Source organism: Macrococcus sp. 19Msa1099 (assembly GCA_019357535.2).
Classification (GTDB): Bacteria; Bacillota; Bacilli; order Staphylococcales; family Staphylococcaceae; genus Macrococcoides; species Macrococcoides psychrotolerans.
Genome location: CP079955.1, coordinates 564,783 through 590,018, shown reverse-complemented (window position 1 = coordinate 590,018; position 25,236 = coordinate 564,783). Strand labels below are relative to the sequence as shown.

General features: G+C 36.7%; 32 protein-coding genes. 10 read left to right on the top strand and 22 right to left on the bottom strand.

Annotated elements, in window-relative coordinates:
• From KYI10_03125 to KYI10_03090, 8 genes are all read right to left on the bottom strand, one after another.
• Positions 1–1,161, bottom strand: coding sequence for an iron-containing alcohol dehydrogenase (locus tag KYI10_03125; protein ID QYA33442.1), 1,161 nt, complete (start codon positions 1,159–1,161; stop codon positions 1–3).
• Positions 1,162–1,238: 77 nt separating this feature from the next.
• On the bottom strand, positions 1,239–2,483 hold the full coding sequence (locus KYI10_03120) for a Glu/Leu/Phe/Val dehydrogenase (protein ID QYA33441.1): 1,245 nt from the start codon (positions 2,481–2,483) through the stop codon (positions 1,239–1,241).
• Between the two features lie 93 nt (positions 2,484–2,576).
• A complete protein-coding gene (locus KYI10_03115; GenBank protein QYA33440.1) occupies positions 2,577–3,770 on the bottom strand; it encodes an ornithine--oxo-acid transaminase in 1,194 nt (397 codons plus the stop codon).
• A gap of 60 nt (positions 3,771–3,830) precedes the next feature.
• Positions 3,831–5,375, bottom strand: coding sequence for an L-glutamate gamma-semialdehyde dehydrogenase (pruA, locus tag KYI10_03110; protein QYA33439.1), 1,545 nt, complete (start codon positions 5,373–5,375; stop codon positions 3,831–3,833).
• Between the two features lie 131 nt (positions 5,376–5,506).
• Complete coding sequence (gene ygs, locus KYI10_03105) at positions 5,507–5,875, bottom strand: S1 domain-containing post-transcriptional regulator Ygs (GenBank protein ID QYA33438.1); 369 nt, start codon at positions 5,873–5,875, stop codon at positions 5,507–5,509.
• A gap of 66 nt (positions 5,876–5,941) precedes the next feature.
• Positions 5,942–6,196, bottom strand: a complete 255-nt coding sequence (locus tag KYI10_03100) for a DUF1871 family protein (GenBank protein QYA33437.1) — start codon at positions 6,194–6,196, stop codon at positions 5,942–5,944.
• On the bottom strand, positions 6,180–6,383 hold the full coding sequence (locus KYI10_03095; GenBank protein QYA33436.1) for a hypothetical protein: 204 nt from the start codon (positions 6,381–6,383) through the stop codon (positions 6,180–6,182). The genes KYI10_03100 and KYI10_03095 overlap by 17 nt, the downstream gene beginning before the upstream one ends.
• Before the next feature lie 93 nt (positions 6,384–6,476).
• Positions 6,477–7,067: a peptidylprolyl isomerase gene (locus KYI10_03090; protein QYA33435.1), complete on the bottom strand. Its 591-nt coding sequence runs from the start codon at positions 7,065–7,067 to the stop codon at positions 6,477–6,479.
• Between the two features lie 63 nt (positions 7,068–7,130).
• Between KYI10_03090 and KYI10_03085 the strand changes: the two genes are divergently transcribed.
• The 8 genes from KYI10_03085 (at position 7,131) to mnhG (ending at position 13,375) form a co-directional block, all read left to right on the top strand.
• Positions 7,131–7,508: a kinase-associated lipoprotein B gene (locus KYI10_03085; GenBank protein ID QYA33434.1), complete on the top strand. Its 378-nt coding sequence runs from the start codon at positions 7,131–7,133 to the stop codon at positions 7,506–7,508.
• A gap of 171 nt (positions 7,509–7,679) precedes the next feature.
• Positions 7,680–10,058, top strand: coding sequence for a Na+/H+ antiporter subunit A (locus KYI10_03080; GenBank protein QYA33433.1), 2,379 nt, complete (start codon positions 7,680–7,682; stop codon positions 10,056–10,058).
• A complete protein-coding gene (locus tag KYI10_03075) occupies positions 10,042–10,470 on the top strand; it encodes a Na(+)/H(+) antiporter subunit B (protein ID QYA33432.1) in 429 nt (142 codons plus the stop codon). The genes KYI10_03080 and KYI10_03075 overlap by 17 nt, the downstream gene beginning before the upstream one ends.
• Positions 10,470–10,811 (top strand): Na(+)/H(+) antiporter subunit C, encoded by a 342-nt coding sequence (locus tag KYI10_03070; GenBank protein ID QYA33431.1) that lies wholly within the window; start codon positions 10,470–10,472, stop codon positions 10,809–10,811. The genes KYI10_03075 and KYI10_03070 overlap by 1 nt, the downstream gene beginning before the upstream one ends.
• Positions 10,801–12,282 (top strand): Na+/H+ antiporter subunit D, encoded by a 1,482-nt coding sequence (locus KYI10_03065; GenBank protein ID QYA33430.1) that lies wholly within the window; start codon positions 10,801–10,803, stop codon positions 12,280–12,282. Before KYI10_03070 ends, KYI10_03065 begins: the two co-directional genes overlap by 11 nt.
• Before the next feature lies 1 nt (position 12,283).
• Positions 12,284–12,763 (top strand): Na+/H+ antiporter subunit E, encoded by a 480-nt coding sequence (locus KYI10_03060; GenBank protein QYA33429.1) that lies wholly within the window; start codon positions 12,284–12,286, stop codon positions 12,761–12,763.
• A complete protein-coding gene (locus KYI10_03055) occupies positions 12,763–13,062 on the top strand; it encodes a Na(+)/H(+) antiporter subunit F1 (GenBank protein QYA33889.1) in 300 nt (99 codons plus the stop codon). Before KYI10_03060 ends, KYI10_03055 begins: the two co-directional genes overlap by 1 nt.
• Positions 13,034–13,375: a monovalent cation/H(+) antiporter subunit G gene (mnhG, locus tag KYI10_03050; protein QYA33888.1), complete on the top strand. Its 342-nt coding sequence runs from the start codon at positions 13,034–13,036 to the stop codon at positions 13,373–13,375. Before KYI10_03055 ends, mnhG begins: the two co-directional genes overlap by 29 nt.
• A 49-nt stretch (positions 13,376–13,424) precedes the next feature.
• On the opposite strand, the gene KYI10_03045 is transcribed toward mnhG, so the two are convergent.
• From KYI10_03045 to KYI10_03010, 8 genes are all read right to left on the bottom strand, one after another.
• Entirely contained in the window at positions 13,425–13,820 is a 396-nt protein-coding gene (locus KYI10_03045; GenBank protein QYA33428.1) for a PaaI family thioesterase, read from the bottom strand.
• A gap of 21 nt (positions 13,821–13,841) precedes the next feature.
• Positions 13,842–15,155 (bottom strand): Na+/H+ antiporter NhaC family protein, encoded by a 1,314-nt coding sequence (locus KYI10_03040; GenBank protein QYA33427.1) that lies wholly within the window; start codon positions 15,153–15,155, stop codon positions 13,842–13,844.
• 51 nt (positions 15,156–15,206) lie between these two features.
• Entirely contained in the window at positions 15,207–16,175 is a 969-nt protein-coding gene (locus KYI10_03035) for a hypothetical protein (GenBank protein QYA33426.1), read from the bottom strand.
• A gap of 10 nt (positions 16,176–16,185) precedes the next feature.
• The gene (locus KYI10_03030) at positions 16,186–16,506 is read right to left on the bottom strand and encodes a YuiB family protein (protein ID QYA33425.1); all 321 of its coding nucleotides are present in this window, start codon (positions 16,504–16,506) and stop codon (positions 16,186–16,188) included.
• Positions 16,507–16,516: 10 nt separating this feature from the next.
• Positions 16,517–16,996: an NUDIX hydrolase gene (locus tag KYI10_03025; protein QYA33424.1), complete on the bottom strand. Its 480-nt coding sequence runs from the start codon at positions 16,994–16,996 to the stop codon at positions 16,517–16,519.
• A gap of 87 nt (positions 16,997–17,083) precedes the next feature.
• Positions 17,084–18,301 (bottom strand): NAD(P)/FAD-dependent oxidoreductase, encoded by a 1,218-nt coding sequence (locus KYI10_03020; GenBank protein ID QYA33423.1) that lies wholly within the window; start codon positions 18,299–18,301, stop codon positions 17,084–17,086.
• Between the two features lie 138 nt (positions 18,302–18,439).
• Complete coding sequence (locus KYI10_03015) at positions 18,440–18,799, bottom strand: iron-sulfur cluster assembly accessory protein (GenBank protein ID QYA33422.1); 360 nt, start codon at positions 18,797–18,799, stop codon at positions 18,440–18,442.
• 11 nt (positions 18,800–18,810) lie between these two features.
• The gene (locus KYI10_03010; GenBank protein ID QYA33421.1) at positions 18,811–19,047 is read right to left on the bottom strand and encodes a YuzB family protein; all 237 of its coding nucleotides are present in this window, start codon (positions 19,045–19,047) and stop codon (positions 18,811–18,813) included.
• A 158-nt stretch (positions 19,048–19,205) separates the two neighbouring features.
• Here KYI10_03010 and KYI10_03005 point away from each other — a divergent pair, with 158 nt between their 5' ends.
• Positions 19,206–20,270 carry an NAD(P)/FAD-dependent oxidoreductase gene (locus KYI10_03005; GenBank protein QYA33420.1) on the top strand — a complete coding sequence of 355 codons (1,065 nt, stop codon included), beginning with the start codon at positions 19,206–19,208 and terminating at the stop codon, positions 20,268–20,270.
• Between the two features lie 47 nt (positions 20,271–20,317).
• On the opposite strand, the gene KYI10_03000 is transcribed toward KYI10_03005, so the two are convergent.
• Positions 20,318–20,626, bottom strand: coding sequence for a YuzD family protein (locus KYI10_03000; GenBank protein ID QYA33419.1), 309 nt, complete (start codon positions 20,624–20,626; stop codon positions 20,318–20,320).
• A gap of 100 nt (positions 20,627–20,726) precedes the next feature.
• Here KYI10_03000 and KYI10_02995 point away from each other — a divergent pair, with 100 nt between their 5' ends.
• A complete protein-coding gene (locus KYI10_02995) occupies positions 20,727–20,969 on the top strand; it encodes a NifU family protein (GenBank protein ID QYA33418.1) in 243 nt (80 codons plus the stop codon).
• 43 nt (positions 20,970–21,012) lie between these two features.
• On the opposite strand, the gene dltD is transcribed toward KYI10_02995, so the two are convergent.
• From dltD to dltX, 5 genes are read right to left on the bottom strand one after another with little or no spacing between them, the layout of a single operon-like run.
• Positions 21,013–22,167, bottom strand: a complete 1,155-nt coding sequence (gene dltD / locus KYI10_02990) for a D-alanyl-lipoteichoic acid biosynthesis protein DltD (protein QYA33417.1) — start codon at positions 22,165–22,167, stop codon at positions 21,013–21,015.
• On the bottom strand, positions 22,164–22,400 hold the full coding sequence (dltC, locus tag KYI10_02985; protein ID QYA33887.2) for a D-alanine--poly(phosphoribitol) ligase subunit 2: 237 nt from the start codon (positions 22,398–22,400) through the stop codon (positions 22,164–22,166). Before dltC ends, dltD begins: the two co-directional genes overlap by 4 nt.
• A gap of 12 nt (positions 22,401–22,412) precedes the next feature.
• Complete coding sequence (gene dltB, locus KYI10_02980; protein QYA33416.1) at positions 22,413–23,624, bottom strand: D-alanyl-lipoteichoic acid biosynthesis protein DltB; 1,212 nt, start codon at positions 23,622–23,624, stop codon at positions 22,413–22,415.
• Positions 23,624–25,030, bottom strand: a complete 1,407-nt coding sequence (dltA, locus tag KYI10_02975) for a D-alanine--poly(phosphoribitol) ligase subunit DltA (GenBank protein QYA33415.1) — start codon at positions 25,028–25,030, stop codon at positions 23,624–23,626. Before dltA ends, dltB begins: the two co-directional genes overlap by 1 nt.
• Positions 25,031–25,045: 15 nt before the next feature.
• Positions 25,046–25,177 (bottom strand): teichoic acid D-Ala incorporation-associated protein DltX, encoded by a 132-nt coding sequence (dltX, locus tag KYI10_02970; GenBank protein QYA33414.1) that lies wholly within the window; start codon positions 25,175–25,177, stop codon positions 25,046–25,048.
• Positions 25,178–25,236: the final 59 nt, after the last annotated feature.

The following is a 25,236-nucleotide window of genomic DNA, read 5'->3' as shown; positions in this document are numbered from 1 at the left end:
TTATAACGCTGCTTTATAGATTGCCAGTATATCTTCACGTTGTAACTTATAGAAGTTACCGAATGGGCCATAGATTAAAGTTTTATCTGCAAATGCTTCTAAATCTTCAGCGTTCACTCCGTAATCAGATAACTTCTGCTTCGCTCCTAGACTTGTCCAGAAGTTCTGAAGTTCATCAATCGCATAATTGATCTTGTCTTCATCTGATAAAGATGCCTCTACATTGAATACATCTTCAGCAAACTTCACAAAACGTGCTGGAGACTGCTTACTTACATAGCGCATCCATTCAGGGAATAATATCGCAAGACCTGCACCGTGTGCAATATCATAGACGGCACTTACTGCATGTTCTAAGTTATGCGTTGCCCAGTCACCAACGTAACCTAGACGCAGGAAACCGTTTAATGCAACTGTTGATGATAGCATCAATGTCTCACGTGCTTCGTAATTTTTAGGGTCTTTCACTGCAATTGGTCCAGTCTTCATCACAGTCTTCAGTACGCCACTGATCATTTGGTCTTGTACTTCTGTATTATCCGCTTCGTTAAAGTACTGTTCTAATAGGTGACTCATGCTATCAATAATACCGTTTACCGTCTGATGTTCTGGTAATGTGTATAGCACTTCTGGATTTAACAGACTGAACTTAGGAAAAACAAGTGGCGAACCCCATCCTAACTTCTCATTCGTCTCCCAGTTTGTAATAACACTGCCTGAGTTCATTTCAGAACCTGTTGCCGATAAAGTTAATACCGTGCCAAATGGTACAGCATCATTTACTTGTGCTTTACGTGTAACGATATCCCATGCATCACCATCATATTTACTTGCAGCTGCAATCAATTTCGTACCGTCGATGACAGATCCACCACCTACTGCTACGATAAAGTCGATATCATGCGCTTTCACAATTTCTACACCTTTGCGTACCGTTTCAACACGTGGATTCGGTTCGATTCCAGCGAGTTCAAATACTTCAAAGTCTGATAGCTTTTCCATTACTTCGTCGTAAAGACCTGTCTTCTTAATGCTTCCACCACCATAGGTAAGTAGTACTTTATTCCCGTTGCTATAGGCTTTCACCATATCGTTCAGCTGTTCCAGACTTTCTTTTCCAAATACTAGTTTAACTGGATTATAAAATGTAAATTGATTCATTGCTTCCTCCTGAATTAAAAATGACATAATACGCAATTAAGCATATTATGTCATAAAAAATATAGAATTGAAAATGATTAAGCCCATCCACGGTAACGTGCAGCTTCTGCTGTTCGTTTAATACCGATAATGTATGCTGCTAGACGCATATCAATATTTCTGTTTTGTGATAATGTATATACATTATCAAATGCAGTTACAAGCTTATCTCTTAACTTCTCATTAACTTCTTCTTCTGTCCAGTAATAGCCTTGATTATTCTGTACCCATTCAAAGTACGATACAGTAACTCCACCTGCACTTGCAAGTACATCTGGCACAAGTAGAATGCCGCGTTCAGTTAAAATTTTAGTTGCTTCAGGTGTTGTTGGACCATTTGCAGCTTCAACTACGATATCTGCTTTAATATCATGTGCATTATCACCAGTAATCTGGTTAGAAATTGCAGCTGGTACTAGAATGTCACAATCTAATTCGAATAATTCCTTATTAGTAATTGTATCTTCAAAAAGATTCGTTACTGTACCGAAGCTATCACGACGATCTAATAGATAATCGATGTCTAAACCATTCGGATCATGTAAAGCACCATATGCATCTGAAATTCCGACAACCTTAGCGCCAGCATCATATAAGAACTTCGCTAAGAAACTTCCTGCATTACCGAAACCTTGAATAACTACTCGAGCATCTTTAATCTGCTTACCACGACGTTTTGCTGCTTCTTCAATCGCAATTACTACTCCTAATGCAGTTGAACGGTCACGTCCTTGTGATCCTCCAAGTACAATCGGTTTTCCTGTAATAAATCCTGGAGAGTTGAATGCATCCATCATGCTGTATTCATCCATCATCCAAGCCATAATCTGACTGTTTGTAAATACGTCCGGTGCTGGAATATCTTTCGTTGGACCTACGATTTGAGAAATCGCACGAACATAACCACGAGATAAACGTTCAACTTCATGAATACTCATCTGACGTGGATCACACACGATACCCCCTTTACCCCCACCGTATGGTAGATCAACGATACCGCATTTTAATGTCATCCACATTGATAAAGCTTTCACTTCATCTTCATCAACATCCGGATGGAAACGTACCCCACCTTTAGTAGGACCTACAGCATCATTATGCTGAGCACGGTAACCCGTGAAAGTTTTAACCGAACCATCATCCATTCGTACTGGAATACGTACTGTTAATAGACGTAATGGTTCTTTCACTAAATCATACATACCTTCATCAAACCCTAATTTTTCTAAAGCTTCATGAATAATTTCCTGTGTAGATGACACTAAGTTAGTAGTTTCTGACATTTTATTCGCCTCTTTTTATATTCTATAATTCTACATTGTTAATTGTAACATATTAAAAAACTTTTAAAAGTCTAAAATTGAAAACGCTACCAACTATTTTGAAAATACTTGTTGTACTTTGTCGATCGCCCAGTCTAAATCTTCTTGAGAGATGATCAAAGGGGGTGCAAAGCGGATGACCGTGTCATGTGTTTCTTTACATAGTAACCCTAGTTCTTTAAGTTGTTCACAGTATGGACGTGCTGCTTCATTTAATTCAACACCAATAAATAATCCTTTACCACGAACTTCTTTGATTACTGGGTTGTCAATTTCTTTTAATTTGGACTGGAAGTATTCTCCTAATTCTAAGGAACGTTCTGCTAACTTCTCATCCACTAATACATCTAATGCTGCATTTGAAACTGCACACGCTAACGGATTACCACCAAATGTTGAACCATGGCTACCTGCATTGAACACTTCTAAGATTTCTTTATCAGCTAATACACATGAGATTGGGAATACTCCCCCACCTAATGCTTTACCTAGAATATACATATCAGGGACTACATTATCCCAATCTGTAGCAAACATCTTACCGGAGCGTCCAAGGCCTGCCTGGATCTCATCGGCGATAAATAATACATTGTTTTCAGTACATACATCGCGCACTTGTCTTAAAAATCCATCTTCAGGAATATTGATACCTGCTTCGCCTTGAATTGGCTCAAGTAATACCGCAGCAGTGTTCGGTGTTATAGCCGCTTTAATCTGTTCGATATCATCAAACTCAACAAGTTTAAAGCCACCCAATAACGGACCATAGCCACGTTGGTATTCTGCTTCGCTTGATAATGATACGGCGGCCATCGTACGACCATGGAAGTTTCCTTTCATCGCAATGATTTCAGCTTGATCTTTCGCTACACCTTTAACATCATAAGCCCAGCGTCGTGCTGCTTTAATTGCAGTTTCAACTGCTTCCGCACCTGTATTCATTGGTAATACCATTTCTTTACCTGCAAGTTTACAGATCTTTTCATACCAGGGACCTAATTGGTCACTGTGGAAAGCACGTGAAGTTAATGTCACACGGTCAGCCTGATCTTTCAATGCTTGAATAATCTTTGGATGACGGTGTCCTTGGTTTACCGCTGAGTACGCTGATAACATATCCATATATTTGTTGCCTTCCGGGTCACTTACCCATACCCCTTCAGCTTCTGAGATCACGATTGGTAGCGGATGATAGTTTGGCGCTCCGTAATGATTTGTAATTTCGATAATATCTTGAGATTTAGTCATTATTATTCCCCTTTTTTAAAAACAGTAGTGCGGCGCACTACTGTTTAGATTTTATATAGATTAAAGCATTTCGGAAGTTGTACGACCTTGCATGTGTAGTACTAAGTAGTCCGGTCCGCCTGCTTTAGAATCTGTACCTGACATTTTAAATCCACCAAATGGCTGGTATCCAACGATTGCACCTGTACATCCACGGTTGAAGTATAAGTTACCTACCATGAAGTCACGACGTGCCTGTTCTAGATGTTCACGATTATTTGTAATAACCGCACCTGTTAAACCGTAGTCTGTATCATTTGCAAATTCGATTGCTTGCGTGAAGTCTTTCGCTTTAGTAATTCCGACAACAGGACCAAAGATTTCTTCCTGCATTAAGCGATCATCATGTTTTAGATCAACGAAAACTGTTGGATTTACAAAGTTTCCAACTGACTCCTCAGTTGTTCCACCTACAAGTAAACGTCCTTCAGATTTACCGATTTCAATGTATTCTTTAATTTTATTTAATGATTTTTCATCGATGACAGGTCCCATGAAATGTTCATTCGTCTCTGGGTTCCCTGCAGATAACTTTTCAGTTTTCTCTTTAACTAATGCAACAACTTCATCGTATACATCTTCAACGATGACTGCACGAGAACATGCAGAACATTTCTGACCTGAGAAACCAAACGCTGATTTCACGATTGATTCTGCTGCTAATTCAATGTCTGCTTCAGAGTCAACAACGATTGTATCTTTACCACCCATTTCAGCGATGACACGTTTTAAGTTTAATTGTCCTTCATGAACCTTCGCTGCACGCTCATAAATATGAATGCCAACGTCGCGGCTCCCAGTAAATGAGACAAAGCGTGTATCTACGTGATCTACGATGAAGTCCCCAATATCACGGCTTGAACCTGGAATATAGTTTACTACACCTTTAGGCATACCCGCTTCTTCTAATACTTCCATAAACTTATATGCAACAACCGAAGTATTACTTGAAGGTTTAAGTAGTACAGTGTTACCCGTAACTAGAGGTGCAACTGTTGTTCCTGCCATGATTGCTAATGGGAAGTTCCAAGGTGAAATAACAACACCCACACCTAGAGCGATATAGTCATAACGGTTATATTCACCTGGACGGCTCTCAACTTTTGCGCCATCTTTAAGACGTAACATTTCACGTCCATAGAACTCAAGGAAGTCGATTGCTTCAGCTGTATCTGCATCCGCTTCGTTCCAAGGTTTACCAGCTTCTTTAATCATGATCGCTGAGAATTCATGTTTACGGCGACGAATGATTGCAGCCGCTCGGAATAAGATGTCTGCACGCATTTTAGGGTCTGTATTTCTCCATGTTCTGAATGTTTCTTTAGCAACTTTCATTGCTTGTTCAGCATGTTCTTGTGTTGCTTGTGATACATTACCGACTGTTTCTTCACGATTCGCCGGATTATATGAACGTACTTTATTATCCGTAAAGATACGCTCACCCCCGATAATGAGCGGATAGTCTTCTCCTAAATATCCTTTTACTGTTTCGATACCTTTTAGCATCGCCTGTTTATTCTCTTCTACAGTGAAATCTGTAAAAGGTTCATGTCTGTACGAAATCATTTAATATTTTCCCCCTTAGTATTATGGTTAGAAAACCCTTACATACATATAATGAACAATTTCTTTCAATAGTTCAACCCTAAATGCTCGAAATTTTACAAAAATTATTTATACATGTTCGCGAATAAAAATTATAGCTTTAATCCGCGTTCTATCCACCCGGGTAAACGTTCTTGAAGTGTCTCAAAACCAATAGATTCAGGCTCATTGAGCTGCTCCAGTACCGAACGTTTCGTTTTCTTTCTTTCTTGTTTCTTAAAGTATTCATTTTCTTTCAAACTTAAGTTGAGTTTCCCATCTCTTGAAACATTCAATACTTTAACCTTCACAATCTGTCCTACTGATAGCAACAAATTTAAATTGTGGACATAATCGTTCATTACTTCTGAGATATGGATCAGACCTTCAGTATGATCCTCAGTTTCAACGAATGCACCATATGGCTGAATGCCTGTAACCTTTACTTTTATAAACTGTCCCTTTTTATATGTCTTCTTCATCTTCATCCCTCATTTTCTTAAGCTTATTTTATCATAATTAAATCATTAAAAAAAATCATGTGAAGTCTACACTTCACATGATTGATCTAATGCATATATTTGTACCAGAACATCTGCTATTTCTGTTTCAGAAAGAGATGCGTCAAAACTGAATAGGAAGACATCTTGAATCTTTTCAATTGTGATTTTGTAAGGCAGTTTCTGATGAATGATATCCATGATTTCGTAATACTCCATATCGCCCTCGTTTGCATCTTCAAGCTGCATCGGATTCCATTGGTTTAAAATTTGATACATCTTAATATTAAATTCTGGATTCATGGTCTTTATCCTCTTTTAATCTTTGCATAACTTCTGCTTCAAATGCTTTTAACTTTTTCTCTTCCGCTTCTGAATTCTTCTTAAAGAAACGATATGTGATATAAGCAAGGACCATAAAAAAGATCAGCGAAATGACTGCAGGTATATACTCCCACTTATTTTCAGGGAAATATAGAAATTCCATCATAATAACTTCACACTCCTAATTTTATTATTATAACATGATGGATATAAAAAAAAATCATAAGTCATGACGATTTCATGACTTATGAATGATTAATTATTGTATTTCAATACGTTCGATAATCACATCTTCAAGAGGTTTATCTTGCCCGCCTACTTTTACTGCTGCAATAGTTTCTAACGTATCTGCACCTTCAACCAACTGACCAAATACCGTATGTTTCTGGTCTAACCATGGTGTGCCTCCATGTTCAGCATATGCATCAACAATTTCTTCTGGCCAGCCACCCTGCTTTAACTGTGATAACATTTGTGCCGGCACTTGTTTCATCTGTACGATAAAGAATTGTGAACCATTTGTATCCGGCCCTGCATTTGCCATCGATAATGCACCGTATAGATTGAAAGCTTCCATAGAAAATTCATCTTCGAATTTGTCACCATAAATACTTTCTCCACCCATGCCAGTACCAGTTGGGTCTCCACCTTGAATCATAAAGTCATTGATCACACGGTGGAACGTAATGCCTTCATAGTATCCTTTTTGTGATAACTGAATAAAGTTCTCTACAGTCTTTGGTGCAATTTCAGGAAATAACTTAAACTTCATTACACCTTTATTTGTATGCATTGTTACGAGTTTTTCATTTTCAGAAATTTCTGTACTTAATTGAGGAAAATTAGTCATTTTTCTCTCTCCTTCATGATATGATGTTTACAATAAACCATTTTAACATAAAGGATGATGAATATGTATTTTAGACTAATGCATAAAACAGGAATTTATATTGTAGAACATCTGGAATCAAGACCAAACGGCGAACTTGTCCAGGTTATAAACGTTATCACCCACCCCACTCAAGGTGATCTACATAACCGTAACGAAGTGGAAAATGTCTTTTTCCATGAACGCCGTGCACTAAGCTTCAAAGAAAAACGCATTGTTGATAAAAATTTATTGAAACCTTATGAAGCAGCTCCTCTGTCCTATGAAGAATCACTCCGTAATGCTATCAGTAAGATGGAAGAAAAACTTAATAAAGAGGATAGTGCATTTAATCAGCAGTCATTGGCAATGCTTCGAAATTTAAAGGGAGAATATGAAAGACAATATAAAGTTAAATTTTAAAGTTATATTGTTACAATTTCGTGAACTTTTGAATTTGGAAATATGTTTTCTTCTTATTTAAAGAAATATGAATTTTATATGTACAATGATATTTTATTCCAAGCAGTGTCGTTAATAAACTCACATTTTTCTGTATAATAGAGAATATGAAATTTAAAGGAGGTTCAATCGGTGTCTATATTATTAATCGTATTACTTCCAATCTTCGCTAGTCTTTTACCTGGCATTTTGGCAAAGTATATAAAAGGCATACATACAGGCTATTTTGTGTTACTTGTACCTGTTATCGCGTCACTCTACTTTTTATCGTTAATTCAAACAGTGATGCACGCACCCATCAACAAACACTTCACCTGGATGCCAAGTATCGGTCTCAACTTTGATATCCGTCTTGATGGCTTGGCATTGCTATTTACATTACTCATCTCAATCATTGGAACGCTTGTTGTATTTTATTCGATTCATTACCTGCATAAAGAGGAAGCGCTCGGTCGTTTCTATACATACTTATTATTGTTTATGGGGGCAATGTTAGGCGTTGTAACAAGCAACAATGTCTTATCGCTCTATTTATTCTGGGAGCTTACAAGTATCTCAAGCTTCCTGCTTATATCATTCTGGTACCACAAAGAGAAATCAACCGACGGGGCATTGAAGTCAATGCTAATCACAGTGTTTGGCGGATTGATGATGCTTGGTGGGTTGAGCATCCTAATCAGTATTACAGGCACACCTGTTATTTCTGATATGTTTATCCAAGCAACAAAAGTGCAGTCACACTCATTGTTCACGTTAGCAGCTATCCTTATTCTACTTGCAGCATTTACAAAATCTGCGCAGTTTCCGTTCCACATCTGGTTACCAGATGCGATGGAGGCACCGACACCTGTCAGTGCTTACCTGCATTCTGCAACGATGGTTAAAGCCGGCATTTATTTAGTTGCAAGATTTACACCATTATTTGCAGTGAGTAATACATGGACATATGCAATCGTTATCGTTGGATTATTCACAATGTGCTTTGCTTCTATTAAAGCAGTCAATCAAATTGATTTGAAAGGTATTTTAGCTTTCAGTACAGTCAGTCAGCTCGGACTTATCATGAGCTTACTCGGTATTGGGTCAATCAGTTTAAAAGCAGGACATGAAACAGCATATTATATTGCAGTTACTGCTGCTGTATTCCATATATTGAACCATGCAACATTTAAAGGTGCACTGTTTATGCTCGTCGGTATTATCGATCATGAAACAGGGACACGTAATATTCATAAGCTCAACGGCTTAATGTTTATCATGCCAATAACATTTACACTTACAACGTTAGGTGTACTCAGCATGGCTGGTGTGCCCCCGTTTAATGGATTTATCAGTAAGGAAATGTTTTTAGAATCTGTATTATTATCAGCAGAACATGGGTTATTTAATACATTACTAAGTGGGTTCCTACTACTATTGATGTTTGTCGGCAGTATATTTACATTTATCTACTCTTTAAAACTGATTAAAGATGTGTTCCTACCTAACAAAACCCAAAACAAAACTGAAAAGAAGCCACACGAAGCACCGATATTCTTTTTATTATCACCGATTATACTTATTTCAGTGATGTTGATAATATCAGTATTACCGGATATGTTCCGCCCGTTATTGCAATCAGCAACAAGTGCAATTGTGAACGATACTGTTACGTTAAAACAGATCCATCATTTCCATGGTATTAATACGCCTCTTTTAATTACGCTGGCAATCATTATTATTGGTAGTGTCCTGCTCTACTTTATTACAAAGTGGCAGAAGGTTTACCAGTTATGGCCTGCGCAATTAAAGTTGAATAACGTATATAATATTATATTAGATCAATCACAAAAGCTCAGCTACGAAGTGAATAGAAGACTTGTCTATCACTCTATTCGTTTCAGCATTTTAAGTATTTTCTCAACATTATTATTGATGTCTGTGTATGTGTTTTTAAAAACTGATCTCTCAATATACTTTGAATCCATTGCCAGTATTCGACTGTATGAACTTGTGCTTATATTAATCATCGTGATTGCAACGATAATGATATTAAAGGCTCAGTCGCGATTATTCAGTATTATAATGCTGAGTGCGATAGGCTATTCAATCGCTTTACTCTTCGTATTCTTTAAAGCGCCGGACCTTGCACTCACACAGTTGTCAATCGAAACCATTTCAACCGCTTTATTCCTGATGTGTTTCTATCACATGCCTAAGAAATACCGTCACGTTGAGGAAAAGAAATTTAAAGTTACAAATGTTATCATTGCCATTGCTACAGGTATAATCGTGTCACTCATTGCATTAGTATCTTATAGCAATAAACACTTTACATCTATTTCTGAATACTACATCAAAAATGTATATGATCTTGCAGCCGGAAAAAACATGGTCAATGTTATCCTCGTGGATTTCCGTGGTTTTGATACATTATTTGAATCAAGTGTGCTCGCCATTGCAGGAATCGGTATCTATACACTAGTCAGATTAAGAAAGACGAGAGGTGAACATAATGAAGAAACAAGATAATGATGTGATATTACAATTCTGTACGCTTGTCGTCTTCTTCATCATTGTAATGTTTGCATTCTCTATATTTATGAACGGACATTATTTGCCAGGTGGTGGTTTCGTTGGTGGATTATTAATTTCTGCTGCGTTACTGAGCATATTAATCGCTTATGATATTAAGACTTTATATCGTATCCTGCCAATTGACTTCAAAAAAGTAATCGGTATTGGACTTATATTTTGCTATGCGACACCGCTTATCAGTTTATTGCAAGGCAAACCATTTTTTACGCATTCTTTTGGCGAACTGCATGTACCTGTACTTGGTGCAATACATTATCATACAGCATTATTCTTCGATATTGGGGTAATGCTCGTCGTTATCGGAACGACACTGACAATCATCTTAACGATTGGAGAGAATGAATAATGGAAATATTAATAATTATTTTAAGCGGCATATTAGTTGCTGCTGGTGTCTATTTAATTCTTTCTAAAAGTTTAATTAGAATTATCATTGGTTCTTCAATTATTTCGCACGCAGTCAATTTGCTGCTTCTTACTAGCGGCACTTTAAAAAATGCTGCTTCTCCGATTTATTCCGGAAAGCATAAAATATATGTTGATCCTATTCCACAGGCACTGATCTTAACAGCTATCGTTATCAGCTTTGCCGTAACTGCATTTTTCCTTGTACTCGCTTTTCGTAGCTATAAAGAACTCGGAACTGATAACGTAGCTGATTTTAAGGGGGTGCCGGATGATGAGTAACTTAGTTATAATGCCGATCATTCTGCCCGCAATTACCGCAATTATATTAATCCTGATTGGTAAACGTCCAATCATCAAGCGTATGGTGGCTTTTTTCGGCACATTAATCACACTTATTGCAGCTGTGATACAGTTCTTTCATGTATACAAGAATGGAACGACATATCTAGAGCTCGGGAACTGGAAAGTACCTTATAGTATCGTCCTTGTTTCTGATATGTTTGCTTCAATTCTTGTAGTAACTTCTACATTTATTACATTGCTCATGATCTTCTACTCTTTCCAGACAATCGGAAAAGATCGTGAAACTTATTATTACTATACTTCTGTAATGTTTATGCTTGCGGGACTTAACGGTGCATTTACAACAGGAGATATCTTTAACTTGTTCGTATTCTTCGAAGTCTTCTTAATTGCTTCCTATGTTCTGATGATCATCGGAGGAACGAAGATACAGCTACAGGAAAGTATTAAATATATTTTGGTCAATGTCACATCTTCTGCCTTTTTCGTGCTGGCAATTGGGATGCTTTATTCTGTAGTCGGCTCGCTGAACATGGCAGATATCAGCAGTAGAATATCAACGATTCAGGATCAGGATATTATTATCGTTGTATCTATTCTATTTATCTTCATATTTGCAACGAAAGCGGGAATGTTCCCACTTTATTTCTGGCTACCGGGCGCTTATTATGCACCGCCGATACCAATCCTAGGATTGTTTGGGGCATTACTTACGAAAGTCGGTGTCTATGCAATCTATAGAACATATAGCTTGTTCTTCAGTTATTCAGGACCTGTAGTAACAAATATATTACTTGTCCTTGCATTGCTCACAATAATATTCGGCTGTATCGGTGCGATTGCATATTTCGATATGAAGAAGATTATTATTTATAACATTATGATTGCAGTCGGTGTAATTATTATGGGTATCGTCATATTTACAAAAGAGTCTACAATCGGTGGCATATACTATTTAATTCACGATATGCTCATTAAAGCAAGTCTCTTTATGCTAGTCGGTGTGATCATTAAGATCACAGGAGAAACAGATATTAGAAATATCAGCGGCTTAATTAAACGCTATCCTGTGCTCGGGTGGACATTCTTTATTGCAGCTTTATGCTTAGCTGGTATTCCACCACTCAGTGGATTCTTCGGTAAATTTTTTATCGTAAAAGCGGCCTTTATAGAAGGTTATACTGCAAGTGCACTTATCATTTTGATCAGTAGCTTGATCGTACTGCTCTCTGTTATAAAAATCTTTATCATGGTATTTTTCGGTGATGATAAGGGAATTGTATATGAAACCAAACCTTATCATAAAATGCTGATTGCTTCTGTTATCATGACAACAGTGGCTGTATTATTTGGATTATGCAGTGAACAACTTTATCCGTATATAGCGACTGCAGCTGAGCATATTTATAATCCAGCGTCTTACGTTAAAGCTCTGGGGGTGAAATAATATGGCAATACAACTTATTATTCATATTGGACTCATGATCATGTGGGTGATCATGACCAGCTCAGCTTCACTTGGCAATTTAATATTAGGATATCTGTTTGGATTGTTTGCACTGTATATTATGCGTCCATTCCTGCCAGGTGGATTTTATCTCATTCCGTTTCTTAAAGTATTACGATTATTTGCAATTTTTATTATTGAACTCTTTAAAGCAAATATCGGTGTCTTAAAGATTGTTATGTCACCAAAAATCGATATAAAACCTGCATTTTTCACATATGAGACATCTTTAAGAAAAGACTGGGAGATTAGCCTATTATCTCTGCTCATCACGCTTACACCTGGTACAGTCGTTGTTGCTGTGAGTGATGATAAATCTAAACTTTATATTCATTCGATTGATTTTAGTGATATCGAATCTGAATGTGAAGGGATCAAACAGTCTTTTGAAAAAGCGATAAAGGAGATTGGTATCCAATGATCAATATGGATTTAATAATTATTATCGCACTGATTCTCGTTTCTTTTGCGATGCTCGGAATACTTTACCGTGTAATAAAAGGTCCTACGCTAGCAGACCGCGTGGTCGGTCTGGATGCATTAGGCATTTCACTGATGGCAATGATCGCCTTATTTTCAGTATTATTAAATACAAAGTATTTCATTAGTATTATCATGTTACTTGCAGTTCTCGCTTTCTTAGGCACAACAGCGTTTGCGAAATTTATGCAAAAAGGAGAGATCGTTGAATATGATCGTAACAATCGTACAGATCATTAGCATTATCTTTATTATGATTGGTGCACTGCTGTCATGTGTCAGTGCAATCGGGCTTATTCGTCTTCCTGATGTGTATACAAGAGCGCATGCTGCAGGTAAATCATCAACGCTAGGTGTCATGTCTATGATGTTCGGTGTTTTCTTACACTTCCTGGCACGAGATCATCACTTTGAACCGACATTACTTCTTGCAATTTTATTTATCTTTACGACAGGACCTATTGGATCTCATCTTATTATGCGCAGTGCCTATTATAGTGGTACGAAGTATACGGATAGTACAGTTAGAGATGATTTAAAGGACGTTAAATAAATCAGAATATAGAACAAACGCATCCGTAACTTTAACGGATGCGTTTGTTTTATTTCTTCTTCTTGATTGCAATGGTCGCTCTGCTAATACTGATCAGTGTTTCGCCTTGAACTACTTCCATCTGCCAAACATGTGCAGACTGACCTTTGTGGACGATGCTCGCACGTACTTCTACTGTCCCGCTATTCACACTTCTGATGTGATTGGCATTGATTTCTAATCCTAGCGGAATTTCATCGTCTGAAGCGAGAAGTTTTGACCCGAGTGAAGCGGCTGTTTCACATAAGGCGACAGTCGCACCTCCATGGAGATAACCAAAAGGCTGCGTCACTTCTTCAATGACTGGCATCGTAAGTACTATCGTCTGACCATCGAAAGAGTGAAACTTCATATTTAAGTGGTTCAATAAATTGTTCTGTTCAAATAACTGATGAATCGCTTCCATATAGACTCCTATCGTTTTTAACTATAATATCATTGCAGCGATAAACCCACAAATAATTAACGGTATATTAAATAATAGGAATGTCGGTACACATGTATCCCAAATATGATGGTGCTGACCATCCATATTCAATCCAGCGGTTGGACCTAACGTAGAATCACTAGCAGGACTACCTGCATCTCCTAAAGCAGCGGCCGTACCGATAACTGCGATTATTGCCGCAGTTGATAAACCGATAGATTCACCAAGTGGAATAAATAATGCTGCAATAATCGGAATGGTTGCAAATGATGATCCAATACCAAGTGTTACAATCAGTCCGACGATTAACATAAATATAATCGTCAATACTTTTGAGCCACTTGTAAAGCCTACCATACCCGCAACTAAACGTTCAACATCACCTGTTGCTGACATTACACTGGCGAATCCATTCGCTGTGAGCATGACGACACCGATATATGCCATAATCTTGATGCCTGAGACAAGTTCGTCATCAAGTGTCTTCCAGTCAAATGCAAATGACAGGAAGAATACTAGAATCCCAGCCAGTGCACCGAAAATCATGGATTCTGTCGTAAGCTGTACTAGAAAGGTTGCAGCAATTGCTACTATAGAAACCATGACAACGTATGGTTTCAATGCTTTTCTCGGAGCTTCTTCTTTAAATTGAACCCTCTTATATTCGCGTGGTTTCCTGAATATTATAAACGCTAGTATTAACCCGATAACAAATCCTAACGATGGAATAATCATCGCAGGGAAAATCTGGTTCATTTCTATAGGATGGTCTGCTTTATCAAAACCTTTTTTGATAATGCCATGGAAGATATAACCGAAACCATATGGCATCAGCACATACGGAAAGTTTAATCCGAACGTAAGGATTACCGCAATTAATCGTCTATCGATTTTGAGTTCATTGAATAAACTTAAAAGTGGCGGAATAATAATTGGAATAAAGGCAATATGTACCGGTAAAATGTTTTGAGACATACATGCAATACTAATCAGTGACACAAGTATCGTCACTTTCGTAACTGTTCTTGTCTTTACTGTGTTATCCCTTTTAAGCATATTGATAATTTTTTCAACGAAATAATCTGTAATACCACTATAAGATAATATCGCTGCAAACCCTCCGAGCAATGCATAGCTCAGTGCAACTTCACTACCGTCGACAATTCCTCCTGTAAAGGTAACGATCGTCTTATCTATCCCGAGTCCAGAAACAAGCCCTCCTGCTAGTGCACCGATAAATAATGACAGCACGACATTCAGTCGACATAAACTTAATATAACCATTACAAGTACTGCGATTAAAACTGCATTCATCTTCTCAACCTCACTTTAGTTCTCTAATATATTAGCATACTAAAGTAATTTTTACTTTTCGTCAACCGATTTAACTAATTTATTTAAAATATACTGATAATAGCTTGTCAAATTCCAATATTGTCCGAGATCAATCCAGTGAAACCATTTACTTTCATCAAACAGCAACTTTCCTGCTGTAGCTTCTGTCAGTACAGACTCCGCTGCTGCCACATCATAACGAAAGCGAATAGGAAGTGATAAACCAATCAAAGTATCGATATATGTGCTTGATGTTCCACTGATTGTTATACATGCTTCGTCGTTAAGGTGCGTCAGAATTACGGGCTTTTTTCTATATTGCTTTGCATAACTGAGTGCATCATAGATGATAGCATATGGTACGGGTGCATCGATTTCAAGCAGACGGTTATTATATGCAATTCTCGTCGCTAATTGTGTATCAGACTGATAAACTATCTTTATCATATCTTCATGCTTCAGTTCAACATGATAGAGCGCACTTTCGGGTTGACTAATAATAATATAGAGTCGTTCATTATCTCCGATCACTTCTTCTACGTGCTCTATTTTGTCATAAGAGAGCGGAAAATAACGTTCGATTTCAAATGCTTTATGATGATATACCGCTGCATCATAAAGCATCGTTTCAGCTTTTATTACCTCTTTCTTTTGCTTCTTCTGTATCAGTTCTGAAATCATGCTGACCAATTCATTGTCAAGATAATGCGAGAGCAATGTGAAATCGACGCTCACTTCTACATGTATTGAGTGAAGCGTATTAATTTTGTGCATCAGCTTTCTTACATCACTGAATTGGTAGTGTTTTAAATTACCACATGGAATTAAAGTATAATGCTTACCATTAATTTCTCTGATGATAATTTCGTTACTATGCAACGGATATACCGTCTTAATATCATTAAATATATCGTTATCAATATAAGGTTTCAACTGGCTTATTTGTGATGGTAAAAAACACATATAGCTTGCTATATGTGCCTTAATTTCATTATTCATCTGTTCACCTCTAAAACATACTGTAACCGCTACGACGTAAATTGCGAATCACAAACCCTGCAGTAATTGCACCGATGAGTCCACCGGATAACATTAGAATATCGGCAGGCATCAAATGTGTGATTCCACGTATAAGCTGGTTGAATGCAAATTTTGGTTTCAGTATATAATCTGCTGTAGAAATCTTATCCACAATCGCAAATACGACAAAAGGATAAAGCGCTGTCATAATCCACGTAGATTTTAACAGCATATTGAGAATAAACGCTATTCCGAAAAACAATACAAAAAACAAGATAGTAGATATAATTAATTGTAATAATGCTGTCACTTGAATCCTCCTATAAAAATAAATGATAATGTGTATAGTTAAACTGTGGGCCCGGCGAAGTCGTACTCTTTAAACGCAAAGGTTCCTGCATTTCATCAATCAGCGCTCTAACCATGGGGCTACAGTAATCATCTTGATATAAATCATCAGTGCTACGGAACTGTACATCTTTAATCTCTTCGTCAGGAATGTCTTGACGAATCGTTGTATGTGCAGGACGTACTAAAAAGATGATCATATTATCTGAAATGATATCTTTAATTACCCCTGTACGTAATCCAATTACACCTTCAACAGAACCTTCAATACCCGTCTCTTCATATATTTCTCTTAATACTGCCTGGTCTGCAGTCTCTCCATTATCGACAAAACCTGCAGGAAAGCTCCACATTCCTTTCATACCCCCATACTGCTTCGTAACGACAAGCCATTCACCTTGCTCATTTATTACAAGGCCACTAACGCCAAGCCATACTTTATCTCTTTTCATCTCTTCACCACTTTATATAAATAAAAAGGATGGGACATTGCATCCCATCCCTACAAACTTAGATTCTTAGTGCAAATTCTATAGCGATTATAGAAATTTACCTTTTTTGAACGCTACACCTGTACCACCAATTTTGAATACAGCACGTGTATCGATTAATTTCTTCATAAATGCTGCTTTCTTACCAGTAATTTCTTTACCGAATACAACACCTACACCATCATGTGAACCTAAAGAACATACTGTTCCTTTATCATCATATTCGAAAGTAGCTAATTTCTCATTGTTTAATAAACGTTTAACTGCATCTGCAGTAAATTCACCTTGTTGCATTGCAAGTTGAGCTGTCGTTGGCAATGGACGTTTGTTGTCACCTTCGCCAGCCATCACTGCTGAACAGTCACCGATAACGAAGATATCATCGTAACCGTCGATACGTAAATCTTCACGCACTATGATACGACCACGTTTAACGCCGTCAAATGATTCTTCCATCAATTTAGAACCACGTACACCCGCAGCCCAAATTACTGTGTTTGCATAAAGCTGTTCTTCTTTTTCGTCAACTTTAACAACGAAACCATTTTCGTTTGCTGCAACGATAGGTGTTGCAATCTTGAATTCAACACCACGTGCTTCAAGATAATCTACAACATATTTCACTAATGTTTCAGAGAACATCGGTAACATCTTTGGTGCTGCTTCTACACATGTCACTTTAACTTTAGACTGATCGATATTGTATTCTTTACACAATTCAGGAATACGTTCAGCAAGTTCACCTAATAATTCGATACCAGTGAATCCTGCACCACCAACTAAGATTGCTAAGTCCTTATCATCTTTGTCTGCGCTGTTTGCATAATGCGCAAAACGCTCTTCAATATGTGTAGCAATACGACGTGCAGTATTGATATTCTCGATTTGGAAGGCATGCTCTTTCATACCAGTGATACCGAATGTTTCAGATTCGAAACCTAATGCTACGACTAAAATATCAAAATTGAACGTACCTTTAGACGTTTCAACTGTCTTTTCATCTTTGTTAATCTTTGTAACTTCAGCAGTAACAAAGTCAACTTTAGACTGATTTAAAACACTCGCAATCGGATATAGACAATCTTGATATGCACGTGTACCTGCAGATGCTTCATGTAACCAAGTTGATTCATAGTGATATTCATTCTTATTAATAAGCGTAATATCACAATCTTGTGAACTTACTAATTTTTGAAGTTTAGTAGCTGTTTGTAATCCAGCGTAACCTCCACCTAAAATCACAACTCTCTTTCTCTCAAAACCCATCGATTTCACCCATTCTTATATAATTTTATTCCAATAATCATGTGATATATGTCACAAATATAATTTTAAGTGTTCCATCTTTTATAATAATCCTTTTACACTTTGAATTCAAGCATATACAAGCAAAATAAAAACTGCTTAACAGTTCTCAGGCGTACCAGCGACGTCTTTCGTTCTGAACGAGCTGCCACAACCACATGAAGCAATTGCATTCGGATTCTCGATTGCAAAGCCGCCCCCCATTAATGATTGTTTAAAATCTACAGTTGTTCCTTTCAATATCGGTGCATCGGCTTTATCTACAAGTACCTTTACATCATAGAAATCATGTACTTCATCATTATCTGATGGTGATTCCTCTGCACTCATACCGTATGATAATCCGGTACAGCCCCCACCTTTGACTGAAATTCTTAAGTAACCTTCCGGCATACCGTTTTGTTGCATCATCGATTTTACTTCATATGCTGCTGCTTCTGTTAATATTACTGTTGACATTGCATTACCTCCTAAAAAATCCATGTTTCTTCTATGTGCTGATAAATATTCTTCTTTAACGCTTCAGGCGTCTCACCAGTAACGATATCACCATTAACCAGTGCATATAGACTCTCGTTACATTGCCCGCAATAAGTCAGACAGCCATATTCAAGTACGTCCAGATGCTCATCCTGAGACAACTCATCAAAAACGACCTGGCCACCTTTAGCTAAATTAGAAATACAAAATTCTACGATTGGATTCATCTGATCATCCTTTTTTCATGATAACTATTACTTATCAAGAATCATTAAGTTTTTTTATAGCGAGAAACTTACAATGGCTATAAATTAAAGTCAAACTATATTATAATTTAAATTGTACAAAAACTATAGAACTTTGACTTATAAATGGGGAGAATACAATGAAAAATTTAGTGTTACTTGGTGGGGGATACGGTAATATGCGTATTATGCAACGTCTTTTGCCTAATACGTTACCGGATGAGTACAATATTACTTTGATTGATAAGATACCATTTCACGGACTTAAGACGGAGTTCTATGCACTTGCAGCTGGAACGGAATCGGATAAAGATGTACGTGTAGAATTCCCAAAGGACAAACGTCTGAATATTGTCTTCGGGGAAGTAACACATATTGACTTGGATAAACAGATTATTTCACTCGGTGAAAATCATGTAGATTACGATGAACTCGTTATTGGACTCGGCTGTGAAGATAAGTATCACAACGTACCAGGCGCTGAAGAATATACCTACAGTATTCAGACGATGACGAAAGCACGCAAAACATATCAAGCGATTGCTGACTTACCAAATGGCAGCTGCGTTGGAATTGTAGGCGCCGGTTTAAGTGGGATAGAACTCGCAAGTGAGCTACGAGAATCAAGAAAGGATCTTAAGATTCGATTATTTGATCGTGGTGAACGCATACTTCCTGCATTCCCAGAGAAGTTGAGTACGTATGTAAAGAAATGGTTCGATAAGAACGACGTCGAAGTGATACCGAACTCTAATGTTGTTAAGGTGGAGCCAGGGAAACTTTATAATAATGACATCACCTATGATGTAGACATTTGCGTTTGGACCGCAGGCATCCAGCCTGTAGAATTAGTTCGTACACTACCTGTTGAACTTGCTGAAGGTAATCGTGTAAAAGTGAATCAGTATCACCAAATACCAGAGCATCGCAATGTCTTCGTAGTAGGCGACTGTGCTGCACTACCACATGCACCGAGTGCACAACTTGCGGAACTTCAAGCAGAACAGATTGTTGATGTCATGAAACATATATGGCAGAATAAATCGCTACCTGAAACAATGCCAGAACTTAAAATTCAGGGATTCATGGGCTCATTAGGAGATAAAGAAGGCTTTGCATTCTTGATGGAAAAAACCGTTACAGGAAGACTTGCACGACTTATGAAGTCAGGTGTACTCTGGTTATATAAATATCATAATGGATAGTATAAGAACCCATCATTTGATGGGTTCTTATACTATCCGTTAATACTTTAACGGTAATGTTGCGCTACAAACTTTGTTACTTGCGGCAATTGAATGTAACCATCTGCAACAATCTCATCATCCATCGTAATCAGTGGATAGAATAATTCATCATTGTTAATCTGTTCAATGATATTTTCATCATGATCCGTTAAATTAGAACTATTATTAATATCAATATAATTAAAATTAAATGCGAGCTCTGGAAATTTCCGTTTTAAATTTGGCTGAATCCAGTCATAAATATCCTTTGACGTCGGTGCATTGACACAGCTTGCACACACAACATCGGCACCATAGATGATAACATTTATCATTTATAAGCCATCCCCCTTAATTTTTTCATTAAAATATGCTATATTGATTATACTAAAGAAATGAGTAATTACATAGTAATACTCTTGGAAAGGAGTTATTATGACAACTGAACAGCAAACAATGTTTGACCAAGTCAATGAAGTGCTTGAAAAGTTACGTCCATTTCTTTTAAGAGATGGCGGCGACTGCGAATTAGTTGATGTCGAAGATGGTATCGTAAAATTACGTTTACTTGGCGCATGTGGTACATGTCCTTCTTCTACAATCACATTAAAGGCAGGTATCGAACGCGCATTACTTGAAGAAGTGCCTGGCGTCGTTGAGGTTGAACAAGTATTTTAATAAAATCCCAAATCAACACTGTTGATTTGGGATTTTATTTTACTTATGGGGTTGTTATTGGACGATGATGAATGTGATTATCCATCTGTTCATCTATATACGCCCATCCTTTCCAGCCGATATGTACTGCGTCGCTTAATACATATGGTTCGTACTCCTTATCACTTAAATCATAGAGTTTAAATCCAGCTGAAGTGATTTTCTTGTTGGTTTTATCATATACTGGCTGTCTTTGAGATTGTGGAATATTGATATGATCATACCATTTTCCATTGGCAGGAATAGAGATAAATATCGGGTCTGATTTGCTCTCCTTTAAAATATCAAGCAATAATTGTAAGTCGTTAAATTCTTGAGAGTTGATATAAAACTCACCATTTCTATATAATTTTTTTTGATGTTTTTGTATCATATCAAAATATTCATTTCTCATAAAATATGGATTGTTAGTTGCATGCCTACTTCCAAATTTCACTGCTAAATCTCTGATTTCTTCCCAAGATTTATGTTCTAGATCGAGATGCTTTCTCTTTTTAAATCGATTTCCAGGAATCATGAACTTTGATTTAACAATATCATTTTTCTCCATAAGATTTTCATAGATGCCCCTTGAAACTTCGCTATTATCCGCTTCACTATTTGCATACATATTAACTTGTTCATCATCCTTAGTCGCAGAAAAATGCATTAATCTCTTACTCATCCTATGCTTTAAGTCTGGAGATAGATTTGGATTGCTCAATAGTTTATCTAATTGTAATTGAGAATATCGTGCAGAAAAATTATTATCTTCCAGTCCTTTTTTTGTAAACCATTGTGGTGAAATGATAATTGCAAACTTTTTGTTCTCGATATGCCCAGCATGACTTCCAATATTAATGGCGTGAATTAAGTCGGTAGATCCACCTGTCCCAATAAGAAAAGGGATTTTACCGAATTTCTTTTCTTTGAATATATGCGTCGGATGAAAGGGATCACGTTTCTCAAGTTCACTTGAACCAAATATCGGGTAGAACTTCTTATCTTCGAACATCTCTGTCTGAATCGCACTTCCCTTAAACGTTATTTCATTTAAATTGACACCATCACCGGTTACTGTCTTAAAAGGAACATATCTTTTTAGATAGTCAGATGGCATTGCTAAAAAAACTACAAATAGACTAATGGCAATTATTGCCGGTAAGAACTTTTTAATCATCTTAATTCTTCTAATACATCTGCTATCATGTTTGGTGTTGCCCATTCATCACGATCAAAGTCGGTGATTGTGAGATCAATATCTAATCGATCATTTAATGCAAGTAATAATCCGACTGTTGCAAACGAATCAAGAATATTCTCATCAAATATTCTTACGTCCGGATTTTCTTTTACAATATTGTTTTCTGCTACATCTGCGATTACATCTAATACTTCTTGTTTAAATTCCATTATTCTTCACTCCTAAAATAGTTTTCCTGAAAAAATTAAAAATCCAAATGCCACAACGTGGAAAGTAATCAGAATTCCTATGAAATCCACTACTTTTACTGGTAGCTTATAAGGATGTTTCTTTCGGTATTGTTCATAATAACCATATAGTACAAATAAGATACCGTGGTATATTCCGTATGCTATATAAAACCATTCAATGCCATGCCAGATACCCATGATAAGAAAGTTCAGCATAAAACCTATATTGCTTGTCGTAAAGTTATTCTTAATATATTTATTCTTTGAAATAAAGAATACAAAACGCATATACACCATGTCTCTAAACCAAAAAGACAGTGACATGTGCCATCTATTCCAGAAATCTTTGATATTCTTTGCTTTAAAAGGCTGATTAAAGTTCGGTGGTGTTTCAACACCCATAATATAACTAAATGCAAGGGCAAATAAACTGTAACCCGCAAAATCAAAGAAGAGATAGAAACTATAAGCATACATATAGATAATCTTCATCCATAAATCTGAATTCTCAAAAGTTATATTCAATATTACTTTCTGGTTAATAAAATACGCAATGATATATTTATATAAAAATCCAATAAAAATATAATGAATTGCTTTTTGTAAAAGATCAGAATATTTTTCCTGAGTTATCTCTCTCACAATATCTTTATTAAATCGTTTATATCGGTCAATAGGACCGGAAGAGATCGTCGGAAAAAAGGTTAAGAACTTCAGTACTTCAAATAAATTAAGTGTTTTGATGCGTCTATCTCTTATTTCCATAATTATTTGAATACATTTAAACATGATATAGGATATCCCTAAGAATCCAATCAATGATTTAATAGAAAATTCACCTAGATGACCTGTAAAACCAAATAGTGAACTTTGAATCACTTTTACAGCTGCCAGCGGGGCAATAGATAACACTAAAAAGATAATAAACAAAGATAAGGTATTTTTGTGCTTTACTAACTTTAAATAACTACTAATTATAATAAGTTGATAGATGATATATATAATAAAGCTAATCATCTCAAACGACAGTATCGATATGCCAAAAAGGTTCTTGTTAGGATCTTTAAAGATTAAAACCAGCATGATAACTGTAACAAACCAATTATAATAATGGTTCCTTCTTCCACAGAAACCGAGTACTATGACAGGTACCAATAGTGCTAATGCTATAAAGAAAAACTGAAAATCTCCATAAGGTATCATTATCGATCACCTAATAGTGCTTTGCGATCTACTTTCCCGTTTGCAGTCATAGGAATTTGATCAATCACATTAAACTTTCTTGGAATCATATATTCAGGCAATTCATTTTTTAGCTTTTCTTTAACAGTAGCTTCTTGAAGATTAATTGCAACAACATGGGCAATTAGGTATTGTACTCTTCCTTGTTTCTCAACAGGTGTTACAATACACGCCTTAATGCCTTCCTGCTCAGTAATCACATGTTCTATCTCTTCAAGCTCCATACGGTAACCATTCAGTTTAATCTGAAAGTCAATACGCCCGTCAATAAACAATAGTCCATCTTCAAGTCTAGCTTTATCTCCCGTACGGTAGCTACGTTCTTTATCTTGGTAGAATTGCGCTGCAGTCTTATCCGGCGCATTGACATAACCTGTACTTACCGCATTACCATGAACGTGCAGCTCATCATCGGTAATAGATAATGTAACACCTGGTCGTGCATATCCAACAGGTAAAGGGTTATATTTGTGCAGTACATCTTCAGTTATTTCTAATCCTGTCACTGCAACAGTTGCTTCAGTAGGACCATAAGTATTGTAAATATGACTATCATTAAACTTGGACTTTAAGCTTTCAGCTGTCTTATGCTTGAGTGCCTCACCACAGAAGTAGAAATACTTTAAATTACTATGATGCACTGCGTCAAATTCCGGTAGCATTAAACACATTTCCATGAATGACGGCGTAGATACCCACGCCGATATCGGATATCGTTTTAAAGTTTCATAAATGCCGATCGGTTTTTTGATCATATCCTTGTCAATCATCACTAATGTGCTTCCCGTCGCTAGTGAAGGGTATACGGCCATTACCGAAAGATCAAAAGATAAAGGCGCCTGATTTAACCAGTAATTTTCTTCTTGTGTTTCGTATAAAGATGTCATCCACTCTGTAAATTCATTTAATGATTCACTCAGTATTGTTACTCCTTTTGGCATCCCTGTCGACCCACTTGTGAATATTGTATAGGCTACATCATCCGCTTTAAGACCTGGTAAATTATAGTATTCTTCTTTAACGTCACTTGGAGTTATCGTTTGTATGGGTGTTGCTAATTCTTCTGTCGCAAAGATAAATTCCGGTTGGATTGTATCGATTATTTTATCTATACGTTCACTTGGTATCGACACATCTATCGGTACATAGCCAATTCCAGCTTTAAGTGATGCGATCATACCTACTAGCATCCATTTTGACATATGTCCGTATACGATGAGTGGTTTTTTCGAATGTAATAACTTCTGCCCCAAATCATCACTTAATAAATCAAGTGCACGATACGTCATCGTTTCCTCTCTATGAATAAAAGCAATTTTTTCTGGCTGCTGATTTACAACTTGTTCAAACGTTTTTAGAAAATCCATTTTCCACCTCTTACATTAAAATTCATTGTATATAAAGTTATTCTCAACGCTTCCACCAGCGTATATCCAGAACAATATGAACAGTATTGAAATATAAAGTAAAGTTAGGAGTACTAATCTAGTATTCTCGTTTATTGTATCTTTCATGGCTTCACCTCTTTATTCTCACCTAATTATATTACAACTATATTTCAAACATTAAAATT